Origin of the sequence: Actinoplanes sp. NPDC026623 (assembly GCF_040638275.1) — a bacterium.
GTDB lineage: Bacteria > Actinomycetota > Actinomycetes > Mycobacteriales > Micromonosporaceae > Actinoplanes.
This window is the reverse complement of sequence record NZ_JBEZXZ010000152.1, coordinates 1-21,616: the sequence shown is the minus strand read 5'-3', so window position 1 is coordinate 21,616 and position 21,616 is coordinate 1. Positions and strand designations below refer to the sequence as shown.

Sequence of the window (21,616 nt, the reverse complement as noted above, 5' to 3'; positions counted from 1 at the left end):
CGCCGCCCCCCCCCCCGCCCCCCCCGGGGGCCCCGCGCCGCCGACGCCCCCCCCCCCCCCGTGGGGGGGGGGGGGGCGCCGGGCCGGGGGGGGGCCCCCCCCCCCCCCCCACCGCACCTTTTTGTCCGCTCTGCTGGAATTTCTGGTGTTGAACGGCTTATAGGGGGCTCGCCTTCCTCATGGCTGACCGCCTAGTCTCCATTCGCCATAGCGGATTGGAAGGTCGACCCCCAGTGACCTACGTCGAGACCCGGATGAGTGTCTGGGAAGCCCTGGCCGGACGGGCACCGGGCGAGCCGCTCGGTCCCGCGGATCCCGGGCTTTGGGGCGCGGTCGTCGACCGGCTCAACCCCGCCCGGGCCCGGCCCGTGCTCCGCGTGGGCATCGAGGCCGCCGGGCTCACCAGCGTGCGCGGCTCCGAGTACGTGATGCTGCGCTCGCCCGACGACGGCGGCCGCGCCTGCTATCTGCGGCTGACGCCGGAGGAGTGGCAGCTCGCCCTGATGATGGACGGCACGCACACGGTCGCCCGGCTGGTCGCCGAGTTCGCCCGGCTCGCCGGCCGCCTCGCGCCCGACCAGGTCCGGCGGGTCGTCGCCGACCTGGCCGGCAACCGGATGCTCGACGAGCTGCCGATGGACGCGTTCCGCCCGCTGCAGGAGCTCGAGCGCCGGCCGCTGCCGCAGCGCCTGGGCAGCGGTGTGCTCGCGGCGGCGCGCGGGCGCCGCATGCTGGTCTTCGACATCGACGGCGTCGTCTCCGCGCTCTACCGCGGCGGCGGCCGGTTCCTGTTCACCAAGGCCGCGGCGATCGTCATGGCCGTCTTCGCGCTCGCCGGGATGGGCCTCTTCGTCGCCACCTGGTGGCGGGGCAGTCAGGCGATCTTCCTGGCCAACGGGTCCTATCTGCTCGGTGCGATCGTTCTGCTGCTGCTCAACCTGCTGGCCCTGGCGAGTCACGAGCTGGGCCACGCGCTGGCCACCAAACATGCCGGGCGGGAGGTGCCCGCGGCCGGCGTGCTGGTCTTCTTCGGGATTCCGTCCGTCTTCGTCGACACCACCGACGTGTGGATGGCCGGACGCCGCGCCCGGATCCTCGTCACCGCCGCCGGGCCGGCCACGGGCCTGATCCTGGCCGGGTCGATGCAGCTCATCGGGCTCGCCGTGCCGGCGCTCGGGCCGCTCGCCTTCAAGCTGGCCTTCGCCTGGTATGTCAACGTGCTGTTCAACCTCAACCCGCTGCTGGCGCTGGACGGCTACTACCTGCTGATGGACTGGCTGGAGATCCCGAACCTGCGCGGCCGGGGCCTGTCCTGGGTGACCGGCCGCCTGCGCGGGCGCCCGCCGGCGTGGTCCGGCCTCGACCGCGAGGGCCGCATCGTCGCCATGTACGGCGTGCTGGCGGTGCTCTGGCTCGCGATAGCCGCCAACCTCGCGTACCGGGTCTGGTCCGATCGGGTGGCCGGGCTCGCCACCGGTCTCTGGCACGGCGGCCTCGTCGCGCAGTCGCTGCTGGTGCTGATCGTGCTCGGGCTCTGCGCGCCGCTGATCTATCTCGCCACCGGGCGGCTGGCCCGCTGGTGGCGGGCCTCCCGCGCGCGCGCCTCCGAGAAGCAGCGCGAGGCCGACGCGCCCCGCCGGCTCGCCGCGCTGCGCGCCTCCGACCTCGGCGGCCTGCCCGAGCCCGCGCTGGCCGGGCTCGCCGCCCGGGCGCGCTGGCTGCGACCGGCCTCCGGCACCCAGCTGGTCGTGGCCGGCTCCGCCCAGCAGGCCGTTTACGTCGTCGTGGATGGCGCCATGCAGGCCCGCAAGCCGGGCGATCCGGGCGGCATCATCCGCCACCACGTCGGCGCCGGCGGCGTAGTCGGGCTGGCCAACGCGCTCACCGGCCGCTCGACCGCACTGGACTGGCACACGGCCGGCACCACGCTGCTCTCCGTGCCAACGGCCACGGTCGCGACCGTGATCGGTCCGCTGCCGGGACCGCCGCCCGCCGACCGGGCCGAGGCGGAGGCGCTCTTCGCCGACACCCCCGCGCTGTCCGGGTTGGCCGGCGACGAGCGGCTCGCGCTGATCGCCTCCGCGCACCCGGTCGACCTCGAACCCGGCGCGCCGGTCGTCCTGCCCGGACCCACCCACGCCGTCGTCGTCGAGTCCGGCGTCATCGCCATGCCCGACGGGGTCGAACTGCGCCGCGGCACGCTGGTGGGCCCGGTCGGCGACGGCAGCCCGGGGATGGTCGCGCAGACCCGGACGCCCGTACGGTTGTGGGTGATCCCCGACGCCTCCGACCTGCCGCCGCTGGTCGGCTCGTCCCTGCACACGCGCGGCGGGCCGGCGGAGAGCGGGCCGGCCGCGTCCGGTGTGCACTCCGGCGGCGTCTATCCGCCCCTCGCCATGCCGCCCGGTCCGCCGGACGGCACCGAGGACCCCGAGGTCGACCGCCGCTTCGAGCGCCGGATGTGGTGGCTGGTCCTGCTGTTCCTGCTGCTGGCGGTGCTGCTCACCGGCATGAACTTCGTACCCGGGCCGGCCTGGGCCGAGATGCCCACCGACCGGGCGCTGCTCACCGCGGACCGCGGCACGATCACCGTGACCATCGACGGCCGGACCGAGACCATCGGGGTGGGCGACCGGCGCTACGTCGACGAGGGCGCCCGCATCGCGGTCCCGCCGAAGGCCACCGGGCGGCTGACCTTCCAGGGCGGCTCGGCCACGCTGTTCTGCGCCGGCTCCGGCGGCCGGGTCGGCCGGCTCTACACCGACGTGGGACGCCACCGCGTGCCGCACGGCGCCCTCACGGTCGAACTCGGCCGGCTGCTCGCCGACACCGCCAGCACGAGCGGCGCCTTCCAGCCGCTCGAGCTGGCCGTCTCCCGGCCCGCCGGCGGTGTCATCACCAACAGCGGATCCGCCTGGTACGCGGTCGAGCCGGTCGGCCTGAGCGTCGCCACCGGCCGGGTCTACGTCGACGGAACGCCGAGCCCGCCCACCGGCACCGACCTGAGCTGCGGTGACGGCGTCAAGGTCGAGCCGCCGGCCGGTTCGCCCAGCCCGTCGCCGAGCGACGAGCCGCTGCCGTCCGACCTGCCGACCGACGCCGTGTCGCCGAGCGCCACCCCGCCGACGACGGAGGCGACGGTGCTGCCGGAGCCGACGGACGACCCGGCGGACCCGGTGACGCCGGACGTCCCGGACCCGACGACCACCGCGCCGACGACGCGGCCGACGACCCGGCCGACGACCAGGCCGACGACCCGGCCGACGACGGCGCCGACCACGGCACCCACCACCAGGCCGACGACCTCGCCGCCGACGACGGCGCCGACGACGGCCCCGACGACCGCGTCTCCGACGACGACGCCCCCCGAACCACCTGTGATTGGATGACGACGTGCTCTGCTGGTTCTGTGCCAAGGCCGCCCGCGGGACGTGCCGGTTCTGCGGCAGGGGGGTCTGCGAGGACCACGCCCGCTTCGGGCCGTACCTCCTTCAGGTGAGCCGGTCGGCGTCACGCGCCCGGGCCGAGGCGCTCGTGGTCGAGGACGCGGTCCAGTGCGGCACCTGCCGGCCCAGGCCACAGCCGGTGGCCATGCCCGAACTGGACTGACCACCCCGCCGATGGCGGGCACTGGACGGCGGCTCCTAACGTGGTTGGCATGAGTGATTTCGACGCGGTGCTGGAGCGGCTGCTCACCGACCCGTCGTTCCAGGCGCTGCTGGCCGCCGACCCGGCCGGCGCCCTGGACGGATACCGGCTCGAGGCCGGCGAGGCCGAGCTGCTGCGGCAGCAGGTCAGCGCGGATCCCGGCGCGTCCGCGGCCGCGGTCGAGGACCGGGTGAGCAAGTCGAGCACGTTCGGGTTGTTCTCCTCGTTCGGCGGCCTGGGCGGCGCGTCCGACAGCTTCGGCAGCGGCGGGGCCCGGCAGGGCTTCGGCTCCGCGCCGGTGGCAGCCGGACCCGGCTCGGCCAGGGACTCCCTGGGGGAGTGGTCAGAGTTCGGCACCGCCGCCGGAGCCGCCGCGCGCGGCGCCGTCGGATACCCGGCGAGCGAGGGCTTCGGCTCGGCGCCCGACGCCTGGGGCGCCGGCGGCGGAGACCTGGCCGCGCGATCGGGCCTCGGTTCCGCGCCCGGGCTCGAGGATGCCCCCGACCTGGACGGGCTGCCGGCCGTCTCCCGGCTCGGCGACGCGCCCCGCAGCGGCTTCGGCGACGCGTTCCAGAAGGTCGGTGAGGCGCTGGGCGGCCCCGGTAAGGGGCAGGGCGAGGCGGAGCATCTGGCACCGCCGAGCGGCTACCACAACCAGGTGGACGCCGACGGCGACGGCCACCTGGACAAGGCGACCTATCGCGGCCACGAGGGCGGCGGCGCGGAGATCCGGGTCGACCTCAACCACGACGGCAGGGCCGACTTCGTCGGCGTCGACAAGGACCTCGACAACCGGGTCGACTACGCCGACTACGACAAGGACCACGACGGCGTCTTCGAGAAGCGCATGTTCGACGACGACGGCGACGGCTGGCTCGACCGAACGGTCCTGCAGTAGCCGAGACTCTGGTATTGACGGCCGCCGAAGCCCACGATGATGGGCATGGTGGCGATCGCCGCGCGCGAGCTAACGAAGACCTTCGACGACGTCGTCGCGGTGGACCACGTCGATCTGGATGTGGCGCCCGGCGAGTTCATGGTGCTGCTCGGCCCGACGGGTTGCGGCAAGTCGACGCTGCTGCGGCTGCTGGCGGGGATCGAGGAGCCGACCTCGGGCGTCGTGCACTTCGACGACGTGCCGGTCGGCCAGATCGAGCCCCGTGATCGCCGCATCGCGATGGTCTTCCAGGACCACGCCCTCTACCCGCATCTGACCGTCGCCCAGAACATCGGCTTTCCGCTGCGCACCGTGCCGGTCCCGGCGGCCGACATCGGCCTGCGGGTGGCCGAGGCGGCCCGCAACGCCGGCGTCGCCGACCTGCTCAGCCGCTATCCCGAGTATCTGTCGGGCGGCCAGCGGCAGCGGGTGGCGGTGGCCCGCGCGCTGATCCGCAATCCCGCCGTCTTCCTGCTCGACGAGCCGCTGTCCAATGTCGACGCCGGCGCGCGGGCGGCGCTGCGCGCGGAGATCGTGGCGCTGGCCCGGCGGCTCGGGGTCACCACGGTCTACGTGACGCACGACCAGGTCGAGGCGCTCAGCATGGCCGACCGGGTGGCGGTGCTGCGGTCCGGGACCCTGCAGCAGGTCGGCCCGCCCGCCGAGGTGTACGCGGACCCCGACAACCTGTTCGTGGCGGCGTTCCTCGGCATCCCGCGCACCAGCCTGCTGGAGGCGGCCGTGTACGCCGACGAGTGCCGGGTGGTGCTCGATTTCGGCTCCCAGGTGCTGGAGCTGCCGCCGGGTGATCCGCGTACGGCCGTGCTGGGCCGCCATCACACCGACCGGGTGACGGTGGCGCTGCGGGCCCTCTCGCCCGGGTCGCAGGGCATGATGCTGCGCGGCACGGTGTGCGAGGTGGAGAACCTGGGGCACGAGTCGCTGGCGCACGTCGACGTCGGCGGGGTGCCGAGCCCGTGGATGCAGCCGCCGACCGCCCGCGCCGCGGCGCCCGCCCCCAGTACCCCGTACGGGTTCTATCCGACGTATGACCTGGTGGATCCGCCGCCGATGGGCGAGGTGATGGTCCGGATCGCGATGCCCGGGCGGGTCGTGCGGGGCGAGGAGATCGCCGTCGGGGTGGGGCTGGACGATCTGCTGCTCTTCGATCGCGGTGGCCGGCGGATCCGATTGGCCGCCGGGTAATTGTTGTCATCACTGGACAGAATCAGTTAACAGTCCTAATAATTGGCCAACTGTCGATATACCGACGTGGAGGCCACCCCCCATGCGCCGCTCACTGATCCTGGCCGTGTCCGCCGCTCTCGCGGCCGCCGGCTCAACCGTCTACATAGCCTCGTCCGCGAGCGCCGCCGTCGCCTGTTCCCCGGTGTGGAGCGCGTCGGCCGTCTACGTCAAGGACAACTCCGCCTCGTACCAGGGCAAGAACTACACCGCGAAGTGGTGGACGCAGAACGAGATCCCGGCCACCCACAGCGGCCAGTGGGACGTCTGGATCGACAACGGCGCCTGCGGCGGCACCACCCCGCCCACCACGCCGCCGACCACCCCGCCCACGACTCCGCCGACGACCCCACCGACCACGCCGCCGACGACGCCACCCACGACTCCACCGACGACGCCGCCGACCACCCCGCCGCCGACCACCCCGCCGCCGGCGACGGGCCTGCCGAAGCACGCGCTCATCGGCTATCTGCACTCCAGCTTCGCGAACGGCTCGGGCTACCTGAAGATGGCCGACGTGCCGGCGGACTGGGACATCATCAACCTGGCCTTCGGCGAGCCGACCAGCGCGACCTCAGGTGACATCCGCTTCACCCTCTGCCCGGCGGCGGAATGCCCGGGCGTGGAGAGCGAGGCCGACTTCATCAGCGCGATCAGGGCGAAGCGGGCCGCGGGCAAGAAGGTGCTGCTCTCGATCGGCGGCGCGAACGGCCAGGTCCAGCTGACCACGACCGGGGCCCGGGACAAGTTCGTCTCCTCGGTCGCCGCGATCATCGACAAGTTCGGGCTCGACGGCGTCGACATCGACTTCGAGGGCCACTCGCTGTCGCTCAACACGGGCGACACCGACTTCAAGAACCCGACCACCCCGGTGATCGTCAACCTCATCTCGGCCCTGAAATCGCTGAAGTCCCGCTACGGCGCGAACTTCGTCCTGACCATGGCGCCGGAGACGTTCTTCGTCCAGCTCGGATACCAGTACTACGGCTCGGGTCCGTGGGGCGGCCAGGACCCGCGCGCGGGCTCCTACCTCCCGGTCATCTACGCCATGCGCAACGACCTCACGGTCCTGCACGTCCAGGACTACAACTCGGGCTCGATCATGGGCCTGGACAACCAGTACCACAGCATGGGCGGCGCCGACTTCCACATCGCGATGACCGACATGATGCTCGCGGGCTTCCCGGTGGCGGGCAACACGGCCAACATGTTCCCGGCGCTGCGCGAGGACCAGATCGCCTTCGGCGCACCGTCCTCGGTGAGCGCGGGCAACGGCTATGTGGCGCCGGCCGGCGTCCAGCAGGCGGTGACCTGCCTGGTCAAGGGCGCGAACTGCGGCGGCTACACGGTACGCAGCGGCACCAATCCGAACTTCCGCGGCCTGATGACCTGGTCGATCAACTGGGACAGGTTCTACAACTGGGAGTTCCGCAACAGCCACGAGCCGTTCCTCAACGCCCTGGGCTGACGGGCTCACCGCGGCGGCCCGCGCACCACGGCGGGCCGCCGCCTCCGTCCCGCGCCGCCCACCCGCGCGGCCCGGCGGGTACGGACCGCACGCCGTGACACGATGAAGGCATGGATGGGCCGGTTGCGTTCGTGCTTGGCGGGGGCGGCGTGCTCGGCGCCGTGCAGGTGGGCATGTTGCGTGCCCTTTTCCGGGGCGGCTACCGACCCGACGTCGTGATCGGCACGTCCATCGGCGCCGTGAACGGCGCGCTGGTCGCCGCCGACCCCACCGAGGCCGTCACCGGCCGGCTCGTCCGGCTCTGGTCCTCGCCCGAGGCGGCGGAGGTCTACGGCGATTCGCTCGCCCGGCAGCTACGCCGCTTCGCCGCGCGGACCCATCTGCACTCCCCGCTGCCGCTGCGCCGGCTGCTCGCCTCGGAGCTGGGGGAGAACTGCGACTTCGCCGACCTCAAGGTGCCCTTCCACTGCTGCGCCGCCAGCATCGAGCGCGCCGCCGAGCACTGGTTCGACAGTGGACCGCTTGTCGACGCCGTGCTCGCCTCCTCCTCCGTTCCGGGGCTGCTTCCGCCCATGGAGATCGCCGGCGAGCATTTTGTCGATGGGGGGATCGTCAATTCGATCCCGATCAGCGAGGCTGTCCGGGTGGGTGCCAAGCAGATCTTCGTGCTGCAGGTCGGGCGGATCGAGCGTCCCCTGACGGCGCCCAAGCGGCCCTGGGAGGTGGCGCAGGTGGCGTTCGAGATCGCCCGCCGGCACCGGTTCGCCCGCGATGTTGCATCGCTGCCCGACGATGTACGGGTGCATGTGTTACCGACCGGGGGCGGAGAGAGCCGCGACGACTCGCCGTGGGCCTACCGGGACATGGCGGCCGCCGGCCGCAGGATCAGCCGGGCCTACACCGCGTCGCGCCGCTACCTGGCCGCGAATGTGACCCCCGCCCGGCCCGACGACCTCTGATGTTGCCGCCGGTCTGGGTCCGACGGCTGGTGATCGCCCCGCTGGTCGTCGTGCTCGCCGTCCTGATGCTCACCACCCTGCCGGTCTGGTTGCTCCTGGCGCTCGCCGTGTCGCCGCTGGTGCCGGGGCGCCTGCGGGTGCCGCGGCTGGTCTTCCTGGCGATGGTCTACCTGGTGTGGGACGCGGCCGCGCTGGTCTGCCTGACCGTGCTGTGGTTCGCGTCCGGCTTCGGGTGGAAGATCCGCAGCGCGGCGTTTCAGCGGGCGCACTACGTGCTCACCGGCCGCTTCCTCGGCGTGCTGTTCTGGCTGGCCAAGTGGGCCCTGCATCTGAGCGTCGACATCGTCGGCACCGACCCGGACACCGGCATGCCCGGGCGCCCGGAGATCGTGGTGAGCCGGCATGCCGGGCCCGGCGACTCGTTCATCCTGATTCACGGGCTGGTCAACTGGTTCGACCGGGAACCACGGATCGTGCTGAAGGCGACGCTGCAGTGGGATCCGGCGGTCGACATCCTGCTCAACCGGCTCCCCAACAGGTTCATCTCGCCCGGCCACGTCCGCACGCACTCGCTGGAGCAGGAGATCGGCGAGCTGGCCACGGGCCTGGACGACAACGACGCGTTCGTGATCTTCCCGGAGGGCGGCAACTTCACCCCGCGCCGGCGGATCCGGGCGATCGCCTTCCTGCGGTCCCGCGGCATGGAGGACATCGCGGTACGGGCCGAGGGCATGCGCAACGTGCTGCCGCCGAAGCCGAGCGGGCTGTTCACGGCGATCGACGCCGCGCCGGACGCCGGGGTCATCTTCTGCGCGCACACCGGGCTGGACCGCATGATCACGGTCGGCGACGTGTGGCGCGAGCTGCCGATGGACAAGCAACTGGTGATGCGGTTCTGGAGCGTACCGCCGGAGGAGATCCCGGCCGACGAGGAGGAGCGGGTGCGCTGGCTCTATGACTGGTGGGCGCACATCGACGCCTGGATCGAGGAGAACAAGCCGCGGCCCCGGCCGCTGGGCAGCGACTGGACGGCGCGGCGCCGGGTGGCTCCCTGAGGAGCGCAGCCCGGCGCCGGTCCTGTCCTGGCCGGGGCGGTCAGCCGCCCAGGCTGGTGTAGAGACTGTCGGGCGCCTCGGTGATCTCCGACGGGGCGGGCTTCTTCGCCTCGATCTTGACGCCGTAGTCGGTGTAGAGCGTCTCGAGCGGCGGGGTCTCCCGGCCGTTGACCGCCGGAAGCTGGATCGTCAGGGCCGACAGCCGGCCCTGCTCGTCGAGGCCCGCCGTGAACGGGACCTTCTGCGCCTGCGCGCCCCAGGCCTCGATCATCGTCCGGTCGACGCCCGCGACGCCGGCCGCCTTGGACAGGTCCAGGTTGCCCCGGTAGCTGCGCGAGTCGACCCTCTGGACGTCGGTGGTGGAATTCAGCAGCCGGGCCGTGTCGGCCGGGTCGATCTGGCCGGGGCGCAGCCCGACGTCGGCGCCCTCGGGCAGGCGGGACACGTCGACGTGGGTCCACGTGCCGGCCTTGGTGATGCCGTCCACCTGGAGGTAGAGATCCTGGTCCACGAGCAGGGTCTTGACGCTGATCTTGGTGTTCGGCCCGGTCGCGGTCAGCTCGGCCGTGCCGAGGCCGTTCGGGGCGTCCATCTGGCCGTTCAGCTCGAGCCCGGGCCCGGAGGTCATGGTGACCTTGAAGCTGGTGGTGCCGAGCGCGGCGGCGGCGGAGGCCAGCTCGGCCGCGGCGGCCGGGTCGGCGGGTCCCGCGACGCCGGAGGCGCTGGGGCCGGGCGCCGTCGAGGCGCCGCCGCCCGGGGTGGCGTCGTCCTTGGCCGCGCATCCGCCCGCCGCGAGAGCGACCGCGGCGATCGTTGCGAGGCCGAGTCCGGCGAATCGTGGCATCCGCATGTCGGTCCTTCCTTGCCCTGCCGATCGTCCGGGGGTGACGACGGTCGACAGGTGAAGTGCCCGATGCGGTTGCCGTGCAAACGGACATCGATCCGGGCGGGCGGCCGCCCGCCCGGACCGGCCGGTGATCAGGCGTTGAGCAGGCCCGAGAGCTCCTTCGGCAACTCGCCGACCTGCGCCGCCGGCGGCGCCTCGACGGTGACCGGCGTGCCGAAGTCCGAATACGTGGTCTTCATCTCGCCGGCGCCGGGGCTGATCCCGCTCATGTCCAGCGTGATCTCGACGAGCCGGCCCTGGTCGTCGGTCTTCGCCGTGAACGGCATCGCGGTCGCCTTGGTGCCGAGCGCCTTCAGGCTCTCCTTGTTGTATTGCGGCATCTTGGTCGGGTCGAGCAGGCCCTTGAAGCCGTGCTCACCGACCCGCTCGACCTTGGTCATCGCGGCGATCATCGCCTTGCTGCCCGCTGGGTCGTCCTTCGGCAGCTTGAAGCTGCTGCCGTCGGCGATCTTCGCGGCGTCGACGTGCATCCACGGCTTGCCGCCGTTGCTGCCGCCGATCATCTTCCCCATCTGGCCGCTGAACTTCATGTAGACGTCCTGGTCGACCTTGCGCACCTCGATGGTGGTGTCCTTGCTCAGCGCACCCATGTCCATCGCCATCTGCGCGACGCCCGCCTTCGGGTCCGCCACGCCGGTCATGCTGATCGCCCCGGCCATGTCCATCTTGATGCGCATGCTCTGCTCGCCCAGCTTCTTGGCGGCGGCGCCGAGCTCGGCCGCCGGGTCGAGGTTGTCGGCGGCCGCCTCGGTGGCCTTGCCCGCCGCGGTGGCGCCGGCGCCCGACTTCGCCTTGTCGTCGTTCGGGCCGCATCCGGCCAGGCCGAGAGCGGCCACCAGGGCGAGCCCCGCGATCGCAAGCCGTCGATTCGTCATCCGTCTTCCTCCCCATCGTCCCCCGTGTTTCGGCGCCCAACATAGCGAAGGGATGCGACATCCGCGTCCGGGCCGCCACGGCCGGGCGGCGGCCGGGCACTAAGGTTGAGTCATGGCTGACCTGCTCGACGCCGATTCCGTACGCAGTGCCGTGGCCGTCCTCGACGGCTGGGAGGGCGGGACGGACGCGATCGTGCGCACCGTGGGCCTACGCAGTTTCCCCGCGGCGATAGCGGTGGTCGACCGGGTCGCGAAAATCGCGGAAGAGATGGACCATCACCCGGACATCGACATCCGCTGGCGGACCCTGACCTTCCGCTGCGTGACACACTCGGCCGGCGGCGTCACGACTCGCGACATCGCCCTGGCCAACCGCATTGACCGGATCCTCGCCGACGCGTCCTGAAGCGCCCTGATTGGCCGCACGCCGGGGCCAGACGGCATGATGGCCGAAGATAGCCGCGTGCGTACGTTCAGGGAGGCCCCGTGAGATTCGAGGTCAGCAAGGTCCTCGACGCCATCGAGGCCCGGCTCACCACCGACCCGGCCCTCGCCCGTGCCGTCGTCGACCTCGCCGAGATCGTGCGCTACGCCGACCTCGACGGCGGGCGCCCGGCCAGCATGCTGCGGCTGGGCCTGGTCATCGACGCGCTGGGCCGGCACGTCTCCGAGGAGAACGTGCCGGTGTACGCGGTGGTGCCGCGCGGCCTGCTCTCCGACGCCGACCTGACCTCGAACGAGCGCATGGTGGTCCGGCGCTGGGCGGACGACGGCGTGGTCGAGGTGGTTCCGCAGCTCGACGACCGGGTCCTCGAGGTGGCCGAGCTGCTGGGCCTGCCCGTGCTGACCCGCACCCGCGCCGAACAGTTCCGGGACCGCCGTCCGTGGGTCGAGGAGCCGGGCCGGCTGCTCGCCGCGGTCGCCGGCGCGTCCGGGCCGGTGCTGGTGGCCCGCGTCGGCCGGGGCGAGATCCCGGCGGTGGGCGAGCCCTCCCCGATGGGCCAGAAGCTGCTCGCCCGGGTCTGGAGCTGCCCCGAGTCCAACTGCAACGCCTTCGACTCCGGCGGCGACCCGGACAGCCCGTTCGCCGACATGCGCAAGGTGACCGCCCCGGTCGCGCAGCCGCCGCCCGCGCTGCGCTCCGGCGCTCCGACCTGCCCGCGGCACGGCACCCGGCTGCGTGACGCCGGTGCCCGGCCGGCGGTCGAGGTGCTCTCGGTGCGCATCGACGGCGTCGTGCGGCAGCGCTTCGTGGTGTCGCAGGACAAGCCGGTCGTGGTGGGCCGCGCCCCCGAGGGCGGCGGCGTCATGCTCGGCCAGTGGCTGACCGAGGATGCCCGGAAGTGGATCAGCCGCGGCCACGTGCGCCTGATGCTGCGCGGCGGCGAGCTGACGGCCCAGGACGTGAGCACCAACGGCACGGGCATCCGTCCGGGCGGATCGCTGGACGACGACCAGCGGGTCACGCTCAACCGCGACGAGACCCGGGTCCTGGCGGCGAACGACGTGGTGGAGCTCTACGGCGGCGTCAACGTGGGCCGCGCCAAGCTGTGGTCGACGGGCGGCGTGGTTCAGCCGTCGTCCGTCATGGCGGAGGCTCCGACGATGGCCATCCGCAAGTTCGAGCGGTAGGGGGAGGCGGCGCGCCGCCTCCCCCTACCGTCCTACGCCAGGATCGCGGCGAGCTGGGCCACCGCGTAGTCCAGGTCCTGCTCGGTGACGACCAGCGGCGGTGCCAGCCGGATCGTCGAGCCGTGCGTGTCCTTCGCCAGCACCCCGCGCGCGGCGAGCCGCTCGACGGCCTCCCGGCCGGTCATCAGCGCCGGGTCGATGTCGACGCCGGCCCAGAGGCCGCGTCCGCGGACCGCGAGCACGCCCTTGCCGATCAGGGCGTTCAGGCTCTCGTGCAGCCGGGCGCCCAGCCGCGCGGAGCGCTCCTGGAACTCGCCGGTTGCCAGCAGCCGGACCACCGCGGCGCCGACCGCGCAGGCCAGCGGGTTGCCGCCGAAGGTGGAGCCGTGCTCGCCGGGCTTGAGCACGCCGAGCACGTTGCGGTCGGCCGCCACGGCCGACACCGGCACGATGCCACCGCCGAGCGCCTTGCCCAGCAGGTACATGTCCGGCACGACCCCTTCGTGCTCGATCGCGAAGGTCTTGCCGGTCCGGCCCAGGCCGGACTGGATCTCGTCCGCGATGAACAGCACGTTGGAGTCGTCGCACAGGCCGCGCACGCCGGCGAGGTAGCCCGCGGGCGGCACCAGCACGCCGGCCTCGCCCTGGATCGGCTCCAGCAGTACGGCGACCGTGTTCGGGGTGATCGCGGCGGCCAGCGCCTCCAGGTCGCCGTACGGGACGATCCGGAAGCCCGGGGTGTAGGGCCCGAAGTCGTCGCGGGCGTCGGTGTCCGTGGAGAAGCTGATGATCGTCGTCGTGCGGCCGTGGAAGTTGCCGTCCGCGACGATGATCTCCGCCTGCCCGTCGGGCACGCCCTTGACCTGGTAGCCCCACTTGCGGGCGACCTTGATGCCGGTCTCGACGGCCTCGGCGCCGGTGTTCATCGGCAGCACGAGCTCCTTGCCGCAGAGCTCGGCCAGCCCGCGGCAGAAGTCGGCGAACTGGTCGTGCACGAACGCCCGGCTGGTCAGCGTGAGGCGGTCCAGCTGCGCGTGCGCGGCGTTGATCAGCTCGGGGTGCCGGTGGCCGAAGTTCAGCGCCGAGTAGCCGGCGAGGAAGTCGAGGTAGCGGCGGCCGTCGACGTCGGTGACCCAGGCACCCTCGGCGTCGGCGATGACCACCGGCAGCGGGTGGTAGTTGTGTGCGGTCCAGCGCTCGGCGTCAGCCAGCGCGGCGGGCGTCCGCAGGTCAAGGTCGGTCACGCTCGTACCTCCAGGGTGCAGCACTTCGGTCCGCCGCCGGCCTTGCGCAGCTCGGACACGTCGACTCCGACGGTCTCGTAGCCCCGCTCGCGCAGCGCCGCGTTCAGCGCGGTGGCCTGCACCGGCAGGACAACGGTACGTCCGTCGCTGACCGCGTTGAGGCCCAACACCTCGGCGTCGGCCCGGGTGGCGATGACCGCGTCGGGGAAGAGCCGGCGCAGGACGGCCTGCGAGCCGGGGGAGAAGGCGGACGGCAGGTACGCGATGTTGCGCTCGTCAAGCACGCACAGCGCGGTGTCGAGGTGGTAGAACGCGGGGTCGACCAGCTGCAGCGTGATCACCGGGCGGCCGAAGACCTCCTGGGTCTGCGCGTGCGCCGCGTGCGCGGTGCGGAAGCCGGTGCCGGCCAGCAGCACGTCGCCGGCGAGCAGGATGTCGCCCTCGCCCTCGTTGGTGTGCTTCGACTCGAACACCTCGAAGCCGGAGGCCGAGAACCAGGCGGCGTACGCCGGGGCCTCGTCGGCCCGCTCGGCGTCGCGGAACTGCACGGCGAGCACCTTGCCGTCGACGACGGTCGCGCCGTTGGCGGCGAAGACCATGTCGGGCAGGCCCGGCAGCGGATCGATCAACTCGACGGTGTGGCCCAGGTCGAGGAAGGTCTGGCGCAGGTTCTCCCACTGGCTGACGGCCAGGGCGTTGTCGTAGGGCGCCGTCGGATCCATCCACGGATTGATCCGGTACGTGACGGCGAAGTGCGTGGGCCGGCACATGAGGTAGCGGCGCGGGGTGGCGGTGGGCGTCATGGGGCAACGCTATGCGTGAAGTGCCTGCGTACGCCCTAGAACATCCATGCGCGAGGCGGCGGATCGTTGCGTGATCCGAGGTGTCCGCGAAGATTCGTTGCATGTGTGGCGGGGGCGGCGAACCGCCGCCCCCCACATGCCCCTAGAAGCGGTTCACGGTCTGCGCGTCGAGCCAGTCCCGGACGCTCGTGACCGGCTGCGCGTCGGTGCCCAGCCAGGAGAGCGAGCCGGTCAGGGCGAGCACGCCGACGACGATCGCGCCGAGCGCGAGGACCATGCCGATCAGCGCGTCGGTCTTGCCCGCGATGTGCCGCTTGCCGGTGGCGGAGATGCCGCCGAGCGAGAGGATCAGGCCCAGCACGGCCAGGCCGATGCCGTAGCCCAGCAGCGGCCCGGAGAGCACGAGCATGGCCGCGATGACGCTGACGATCAGCCCGAGGGTGGCGAGCAGGCTGGCCCGCGGCTTCGGCCCGGCCACGACGGCCGGCTGCTCGATCGTCTTGTCGCCGGACCGGTCGGGCTCGCTCTGCACCGGCTTGCGCTCGGGTGCCCGCAGGTCGGGACTGTTCAGGTCGGTGTCACGCTTGCCGACCGCGGTCTGCCCGCCGGCCGGGGGGCGGCGCTCGACGACCGTGGGAGGTGCGGCGGGCGGCGGCGTCACGGTCGGGGGGTCGGTCCGCGGGCGCACCGGGTCGGTGGAACCGGTGGGCACGGACGGACTATCGGTGGTATCGGACTGGCGGGAGAACGTCGGGAGTTTCACGTCAGCACCTCCTCAGGTCTTCGGGGATTGTCCTGGCTATACCCCGAAGACCCGCCGGCGACACCCCGCGCCGCGACGGGCGCCCGTGACAACCGGGCGCCCGTCGCGGAAACGCGTCAGACCAGGGCGGACGTCGCGGACACGTCGGCGGCCTTGGCGATCACGTGGTCGACGATGCCGTAGTCCTTCGCCTCCTGGGCGGTGAACCAGCGGTCACGGTCGGAATCGGTCCCGATCTCCTCCGGGGTGTGCCCGGTGTGGAAGGCGATCCGCTCGTTCATGACCTTCTTGATGTGCAGCATGCTCTCGGCCTGGATGGCGATGTCGGCCGCGGTGCCGCCGATGCCGCCGGAAAGCTGGTGCATCATCACCCGTGCGTGTGGCAGCGCGTAACGCTTGCCGGGGGTGCCGGCGCAGAGCAGGAACTGGCCCATCGAGGCCGCCATGCCCATCGCGATCGTGGCCACGTCGTTCTTGATGTATTGCATCGTGTCGTAAACGGCCATGCCGGCGCTGATGGAGCCGCCCGGCGAGTTGATGTAAAGGGCGATGTCCTTCTCGCTGTCGGCCGAGGCCAGCACCAGCAGCTGCGCGCAGATGCGGTTGGTCACCTCGTCGTTGACCTCGCTGCCGAGGAAGATGATGCGCTCCCGGAGCAGCCGCTCGAAGACCTGGTCGTCAAACGATGCGCCACCCGCCCGCATCGCGATCTCGTCAACACTCATGGACCCACCCTCTCGCACCAGCCGGGCGCGTGGTGCACCCGCCCTGTCTTCCACCCTTCACACCTTCCCCGCTAGCGGCCGGGGATCCCAGTGATTCTCCTCAGGGCGAAAGCCCGGCTAGGGTTCTCGGGTGCCAGAGGGACACACCATTCATCGGCTCGCCGCGCGACACCGGGCGTTCTTCGCCGGCCGCGCGGTCCAGGTCGCCAGCCCGCAGGGGCGGTTCGCCGCCGGTGCCGCCCGGCTCGACGGGCTGACCCTGCTGGACACCGAGGCCTACGGCAAGCATCTGCTGCATCACTTCGAGGGCGGGGCGACGCTCCACGTCCACCTGGGGCTCTACGGCAAGTTCGCCGACGGCGAGCCGCCGGTGCCGGCCCCGGTCGGGCAGGTGCGGATGCGGATGGCCGACGAGCGGCACTGGCTCGAGCTGCGCGGCCCGACCGCCTGCGAGGTGCTCGATCCCGGCCTGGTCGCCGCGCTGCGCGCCCGGCTCGGCCAGGACCCGCTGCGCGACGACGCCGACCCCCGGATCGCGTACGCGCGGATCGCCGCCGCCACCAGGCCGCTCTTCGCCCTGCTGATGGACCAGTCGATCGTCGCCGGGTGCGGCCTCATCTACGCCAACGAGGTGCTCTTCCGGGCCGGCCTGTCGCCGACCACGCCGGGCAGCGCCATCGGGGCCCAGCGCTGGGACGAGCTGTGGAACGACCTGCGCGCGCTCATGAAGGAGGGCGTCGTGCAGGGCCGGATCGACACCGTCCACACCGTCCACACGCCCGAGGCCATGCGCCGGGCACCGCGGGTCGACCGGCACGGCGGCGAGGTCTACGTCTATCGCCGCCCCGGGCAGCCGTGCCTGGTCTGCGGGACCGCGATCGCCCGCGGTCCGCTCGCCGGGCGCAACCTCTACTGGTGTCCTTGCTGCCAGGCGTCAGGGGACGTCTGACGCCGCGGGGGGCTCGGCGGCGGGCGCCTCGGCGGCGGGCTGCTCGGCCGGCGGCTTGGGCTCGGACGGCAGGCCCAGCTCGAACCTGTCGATCAGCCAGGGCAGCAGCTCGTCGTAGGCGCGGATGGTGTCCGGCTGGTTGAAGTCGTGCGACAGCACGATCGAGCCCGGCCGGACCTCCTTCTGCACGCTCTTGATGACCTTGTCGATGTGCTCCGCGTCGCCCTCGCCCTCGGGGTGATCCCAGTCTCGGGGGTCGACCTCCCAGTAGAGCGAGGTCATGCCGTCCGCGTACGCCGTCTCGACGAGCGCGTCGCTGAAGTTGCCGCCCGGCGCGCGAAAGAACGGGATCGCGGCGTCCGGCACCGCCGCGCGGATGGCCTCGTTGGTGCGCCGCAGATCGGAGCGGATCTTGCCGCGCTTGTCCTTGCCGATCTTCAGGCTGTGGTTCCAGGTGTGGTTGCACAGCGTGTGCCCGGCGGCGGCGATCTGCCGGACGATCTCCGGGTGCTTCTGCACCTGCTCGCCGACCAGGCAGAACGTCGCCTTGACCTGGTATTTCGCGAGCAGTTCGAGGATTTTCGGGGTCTGCACCGGGTCGGGGCCGTCGTCGAAGGTGAGCGCGACGGACGTCGAGCCGGTGACCCGCAGCGAGTTGGCCGGGCCGGTGCCCTCCGGGACCAGGATCACCGGGGCGGGCACCGCCGCGGTGGACGTGGGCTTCGCCGGGTCGGGCTGCTCGCCCGCGGGCAGCCCGGGCGCGGCCGAGGCGGTGCCGGCCGCGGGCGTGCCGGGCCGATCGGGAGTGTTCGTCCTGCCGGCCGGCTTGTCCTTCTTCTTCGGCGCCTTGGGCGCCGTGACGACCGCCTGGCCGGCCGCGTTGACCGGGTTGATGTCGGCGTCGCCGCCGCCCTGCTGCATCGGCACGACGACAAGCATCAGTCCGATCGCGACCAGGGAGGCGAGCAGCGCCTGCTGCCGGCGTCGGCCCACGAGCAGCCAGGACTCGATCGGCAGGGTGCCGGGTGCGCGGTGGGTGCCGGCGATGGGCCGGCGGCCGCTGTCCGCAAGGGCCCAGTCGCGGACCGCGCCGGCCGCGTCCAGGACCACGGGCAGCGGGCGCACCGTGATGCCCAGCGGGTCGGTGCCCTTGGCGTGCCGGCCGCGCGGCACGCTGTCGGTCGTGCGCGGCAGCGCCGCGATCGCGCGCCGGGCGGTGCCGCCGACGTTGCCGCGGCGCGGGGCCGGCGTCAGGGCGACCCGCCGGCCGCCGGCGATCCTGATCGATGCGGGCGGTCGCAGCACGGTGGGGTCGGCCAGCGATTCGGGCCGCCGGTGCCGCCCGCTGGCGGTCTCGCCCTCGAGAACCTGGACGTGCGGGAAACCGCCGGTCGCCGCGGTGAGCGCGTCGCTGTTTCGGGTCCGGGTCGCCGGGCGGGCCGCGTGCCGCGGTCCCGATTTCGGCTCCGGGCGGGAGGGTGGGTGCGGCGGCATTCGTCATGCCTACCCGTTTACAAGATCGAAGACGATACCGCATTCGTGATCATCAAGTGACCGGAAGTAATCAGTGCCGCTCAGCGCGTTGCGCGCAGAGCGCATTCATGACGACACATCGGACCATAAGCGTCAGCCCGCGGCGTGTACCGCATCCGTTGCCCTGCGCGCGGCGATGAGCACCGGATCCCAGACCGGGGAGAACGGCGGCGCGTAACTCAGATCCAGGGCCGTCATCTCCTCGACCGGCATCCTGTTCCAGATCGCGATCGCCAGGGCATCGATGCGCTTCGCCGCCTCCTCGCGGCCGACGATCTGCGCGCCGAGCAGAACGCCGGTCCGGCGTTCTGCGATCAGCTTGATCACCATCGGGCTCGCGCCCGGGTAGTAGCCCGCGCGGCTGGTCGACTCCACCGAGGCGGTGACGTACTCGAAGCCGGCCTCGGCCGCCTCGGACTCCGTGAGCCCGGTGCGGGCCACCTCGAGATCGCAGACCTTGGTCACCGCGGTGCCGATAACGCCGGGGAAGGTCGCGTACCCGCCGCCGATGTTGATGCCCGCGACCCGGCCCTGCTTGTTCGCGTGCGTGCCGAGCGCGATGTGCACCGGCCGGCCGCTGAGCAGGTGCACGGTCTGCACGCAGTCGCCCGCCGCCCAGATTCCCTCGATGTGCCCCCGCGGCCCGACGACCCGCATCCGCAGGTCGGTGCGCAGCCCGCCGGTCACCCCGAGCGGGATGCCGGACTCCGCGGCGAGCGCGGTGTTCGGGCGTACCCCGAGGCCGAGCACCACGATGTCGGCGGGCACCGTGTCGTCCTGGGTGACCACCGCCGACACCCGGCCGTTCGCCGTCTCCAGGCCCTGCACCTGCGTCTTCACCCGGACGTCGATGCCCAGCCCGCGGATCGCCGCGCCGACCCGCTCGCCCATGTCCGGATCGACCGTGGACATCGGCTGCGGCGCGCGCTCCAGCAGGGTCACCTCGAGCCCGCGCCGGACCATCGCCTCGGCCATCTCGACGCCGATGTAGCCGCCGCCGACGACGACCGCACGGCGCGGCCGCGGATCGCGATCGAGCCACGCCTGCACGGCCGCGCCGTCGCCGAGGGTCTGCACGCCGAAGACGCCCTCGCCGTTGCCGCGCGCCCAGTCGGGGGTCATCGGCACGGCGCCGGCCGCGTACACGAGGTGGTCGAAGCCCTCGCGGATCTCGCCGCCGCCGTCGAGATCCCGCGCGGTGACCTCGCGCCGCCCCAGGTCGATCGCGACCACCTCGTGCCGCGTCCGGACGTCGATGCCGGACTCGCGGAACTCCTGCGGCCCCCGGACGATCAGCGCGTCGCGGTCCCGGACGACCCCGCCGATCCAGTACGGGATGCCGCACGCCGAGTACGAGGTGAAGTGGCCCCGCTCGAACGCGACGATCTCCAGCTCGCCGGGGCCCATCCGCTTGCGGGCCTGCGACGCGGCTGACATCCCGGCCGCGTCGCCGCCGACGACGACGAGTCTCATCGTTCACCGCGGGTGGCCGCCGCGAGCCAGTCGACCACGTCCGCGACCGTGCCCTGCTGCGACAGCAGGGCACGTTGCCGGGCGGCGCCGGTGCCCCGGCTGCGGAGCTGGTTGAGCAGCATGGTGGTCGTCTCGAGGTCGCCGTGGCGCTCCAGCTCCGGGCTCACGTAGTCGAAGAGCTGGCGCATCAGCCGCCACGCCGGCCGGGTCTCCCGGGTCGCCATGTCGATGTTGACGCCCTCGAGCCCGTCCCGCGCGGCCCGCCAGTGCGCGGCCATCAGCAGCGGGTGCGGCACGTTGGAGGCCGGGCGGCCGTCGCGCACCTCGCGCAGCAGCGTCGCGACCAGGCCGCGGGCGAGCGCCGCCAGCAGCATCGTGTCGTCGAGCGTGGGGCAGACGTCGCCGATCCGGATCTCGACGGTCGGGTAGTTCGCCGACAGCCGCGCATACCAGTAGAGCATCCCCTTGTCGAGCATCGCGCCGCTCGCGACCAGGTCCGAGACCAGCGTCTCGTACTGCTCGTGCGACGCAAGGTACGGCGCCGGGCCGACCGTCGGCCAGCGCTCCCACATCATCGAACGCCAGCTCGCGTACCCGGTGTCGTGGCCGCCGGCGAGCGGCGAGTTGGCGGTCGCGGCCTGCAGGATCGGTATCCACGGCCGCAGGTGGTTGAGGACCTGCACGCCGGTCTCCGGGTCGGGGACGCTGACGTGCACGTGCATGCCGTTGAGGCCAGCGCCCGGCGAGAGGTCACCGAAGGACTCGCGCATCCGGTGGTAGCGCGGGGCGTCGACGATCCGCGCCCGGGGCCCCGACGCCGGTGCGGCGCCGACGGCGACCAGCCGGGCGCCGGCCCGCTCGGCGGCGCCGGCGATGCCGGCCCGCAGCCGCGTCATCGAGTCATGCAGGTCGCGCAGCTCGAGCTGCGGCGGGCTGGCCGACTCGATCTGACTGCGCAGGAACTCGTGCTGCACCGAGTCGCGGATGTCGTCGGGAAGCTCCTCGAAGACCTCCTCGACCGCCTCCACGGTGCGCGGCTCGACCGCGTCGACGAGCAGATACTCCTCTTCCACGCCGAGGGTGAGCAGGCCCTGCGCCTCGGCCCGCCCGGCCATCTCCTCGGAGATCGTCGTTGCCGTTGCCGAGGCCGCACGCTCCGGAGTCGCCATGCCTTTGTTGTACCCGAACACCCGCCGCCGAACACCGACGTTTGTGTACCAGGCGTAGCCTCGGTGCCATGCTGCTACTGGGGTTCTGGGTGCTCGCCGCCGTGCAGAGCCCCGGGCAGGGATCCTCCGCGCAGCTCGTGCTCGGTCTCGCCGCCGTCGCGGCGGCGATGCTGGTGGTGCTCGCCGCGGCGGTTCTCGCGGTACAGGCCCTGCTGCCCGCCGCGATCGGCC

The 21,616-nt window shown here is 72.6% G+C and carries 18 protein-coding genes; 9 read left to right on the top strand and 9 right to left on the bottom strand.

Annotation, left to right across the window (positions count from 1 at the left end):
• Positions 1 to 233: 233 nt before the first annotated feature.
• The 6 genes from AB0F10_RS32830 (at position 234) to AB0F10_RS32805 (ending at position 9,312) form a co-directional block, all read left to right on the top strand.
• Entirely contained in the window at positions 234 to 3,389 is a 3,156-nt protein-coding gene (locus tag AB0F10_RS32830) for a M50 family metallopeptidase (protein ID WP_360633938.1), read from the top strand.
• A 269-nt stretch (positions 3,390 to 3,658) separates the two neighbouring features.
• Positions 3,659 to 4,546, top strand: coding sequence for a hypothetical protein (locus AB0F10_RS32825; protein WP_360633935.1), 888 nt, complete (start codon positions 3,659 to 3,661; stop codon positions 4,544 to 4,546).
• A 45-nt stretch (positions 4,547 to 4,591) separates the two neighbouring features.
• Positions 4,592 to 5,791 (top strand): ABC transporter ATP-binding protein, encoded by a 1,200-nt coding sequence (locus AB0F10_RS32820; RefSeq protein WP_360633932.1) that lies wholly within the window; start codon positions 4,592 to 4,594, stop codon positions 5,789 to 5,791.
• 82 nt (positions 5,792 to 5,873) lie between these two features.
• Positions 5,874 to 7,298 (top strand): glycosyl hydrolase family 18 protein, encoded by a 1,425-nt coding sequence (locus AB0F10_RS32815; protein ID WP_360633929.1) that lies wholly within the window; start codon positions 5,874 to 5,876, stop codon positions 7,296 to 7,298.
• Between the two features lie 110 nt (positions 7,299 to 7,408).
• Complete coding sequence (locus AB0F10_RS32810; protein ID WP_360633926.1) at positions 7,409 to 8,257, top strand: patatin-like phospholipase family protein; 849 nt, start codon at positions 7,409 to 7,411, stop codon at positions 8,255 to 8,257.
• Positions 8,254 to 9,312, top strand: a complete 1,059-nt coding sequence (locus AB0F10_RS32805) for a 1-acyl-sn-glycerol-3-phosphate acyltransferase (RefSeq protein ID WP_360633941.1) — start codon at positions 8,254 to 8,256, stop codon at positions 9,310 to 9,312. The genes AB0F10_RS32810 and AB0F10_RS32805 overlap by 4 nt, the downstream gene beginning before the upstream one ends.
• A gap of 40 nt (positions 9,313 to 9,352) precedes the next feature.
• Here the strand turns inward: AB0F10_RS32805 and AB0F10_RS32800 are convergent, their stop codons facing one another.
• Together AB0F10_RS32800 and AB0F10_RS32795 are read right to left on the bottom strand one after the other, a co-directional pair.
• Positions 9,353 to 10,162 carry a hypothetical protein gene (locus tag AB0F10_RS32800; protein WP_360633923.1) on the bottom strand — a complete coding sequence of 270 codons (810 nt, stop codon included), beginning with the start codon at positions 10,160 to 10,162 and terminating at the stop codon, positions 9,353 to 9,355.
• Between the two features lie 128 nt (positions 10,163 to 10,290).
• Positions 10,291 to 11,094 carry a hypothetical protein gene (locus AB0F10_RS32795; RefSeq protein WP_360633920.1) on the bottom strand — a complete coding sequence of 268 codons (804 nt, stop codon included), beginning with the start codon at positions 11,092 to 11,094 and terminating at the stop codon, positions 10,291 to 10,293.
• 112 nt (positions 11,095 to 11,206) lie between these two features.
• On the opposite strand from AB0F10_RS32795, the gene AB0F10_RS32790 reads away from it, so the two are divergent.
• Both AB0F10_RS32790 and AB0F10_RS32785 read left to right on the top strand, forming a co-directional pair.
• On the top strand, positions 11,207 to 11,500 hold the full coding sequence (locus tag AB0F10_RS32790; protein WP_360633917.1) for a 4a-hydroxytetrahydrobiopterin dehydratase: 294 nt from the start codon (positions 11,207 to 11,209) through the stop codon (positions 11,498 to 11,500).
• 80 nt (positions 11,501 to 11,580) lie between these two features.
• Positions 11,581 to 12,726 carry an FHA domain-containing protein gene (locus tag AB0F10_RS32785; RefSeq protein ID WP_360633914.1) on the top strand — a complete coding sequence of 382 codons (1,146 nt, stop codon included), beginning with the start codon at positions 11,581 to 11,583 and terminating at the stop codon, positions 12,724 to 12,726.
• A gap of 32 nt (positions 12,727 to 12,758) precedes the next feature.
• Here the strand turns inward: AB0F10_RS32785 and rocD are convergent, their stop codons facing one another.
• The 4 genes from rocD to AB0F10_RS32765 form a co-directional block, all read right to left on the bottom strand.
• Positions 12,759 to 13,970 (bottom strand): ornithine--oxo-acid transaminase, encoded by a 1,212-nt coding sequence (gene rocD, locus AB0F10_RS32780; RefSeq protein WP_360633911.1) that lies wholly within the window; start codon positions 13,968 to 13,970, stop codon positions 12,759 to 12,761.
• A complete protein-coding gene (ddaH, locus tag AB0F10_RS32775) occupies positions 13,967 to 14,773 on the bottom strand; it encodes a dimethylargininase (RefSeq protein ID WP_360633908.1) in 807 nt (268 codons plus the stop codon). The genes rocD and ddaH overlap by 4 nt, the downstream gene beginning before the upstream one ends.
• Before the next feature lie 142 nt (positions 14,774 to 14,915).
• On the bottom strand, positions 14,916 to 15,485 hold the full coding sequence (locus tag AB0F10_RS32770) for a hypothetical protein (RefSeq protein ID WP_360633905.1): 570 nt from the start codon (positions 15,483 to 15,485) through the stop codon (positions 14,916 to 14,918).
• Positions 15,486 to 15,652: 167 nt separating this feature from the next.
• Positions 15,653 to 16,261 (bottom strand): ATP-dependent Clp protease proteolytic subunit, encoded by a 609-nt coding sequence (locus AB0F10_RS32765; protein ID WP_360219690.1) that lies wholly within the window; start codon positions 16,259 to 16,261, stop codon positions 15,653 to 15,655.
• Between the two features lie 130 nt (positions 16,262 to 16,391).
• Here AB0F10_RS32765 and AB0F10_RS32760 point away from each other — a divergent pair, with 130 nt between their 5' ends.
• Positions 16,392 to 17,210 (top strand): DNA-formamidopyrimidine glycosylase family protein, encoded by an 819-nt coding sequence (locus tag AB0F10_RS32760; RefSeq protein WP_360633903.1) that lies wholly within the window; start codon positions 16,392 to 16,394, stop codon positions 17,208 to 17,210.
• Here AB0F10_RS32760 and AB0F10_RS32755 read toward each other — a convergent pair.
• From AB0F10_RS32755 to AB0F10_RS32745, 3 genes are all read right to left on the bottom strand, one after another.
• Complete coding sequence (locus tag AB0F10_RS32755) at positions 17,196 to 18,704, bottom strand: polysaccharide deacetylase family protein (protein ID WP_360633900.1); 1,509 nt, start codon at positions 18,702 to 18,704, stop codon at positions 17,196 to 17,198. The genes AB0F10_RS32760 and AB0F10_RS32755 overlap by 15 nt on opposite strands.
• Positions 18,705 to 18,836: 132 nt before the next feature.
• Positions 18,837 to 20,216, bottom strand: a complete 1,380-nt coding sequence (locus AB0F10_RS32750) for an FAD-dependent oxidoreductase (RefSeq protein WP_360633897.1) — start codon at positions 20,214 to 20,216, stop codon at positions 18,837 to 18,839.
• A complete protein-coding gene (locus tag AB0F10_RS32745) occupies positions 20,213 to 21,385 on the bottom strand; it encodes a glutamate--cysteine ligase (protein ID WP_360633894.1) in 1,173 nt (390 codons plus the stop codon). Before AB0F10_RS32745 ends, AB0F10_RS32750 begins: the two co-directional genes overlap by 4 nt.
• Positions 21,386 to 21,616: the final 231 nt, after the last annotated feature.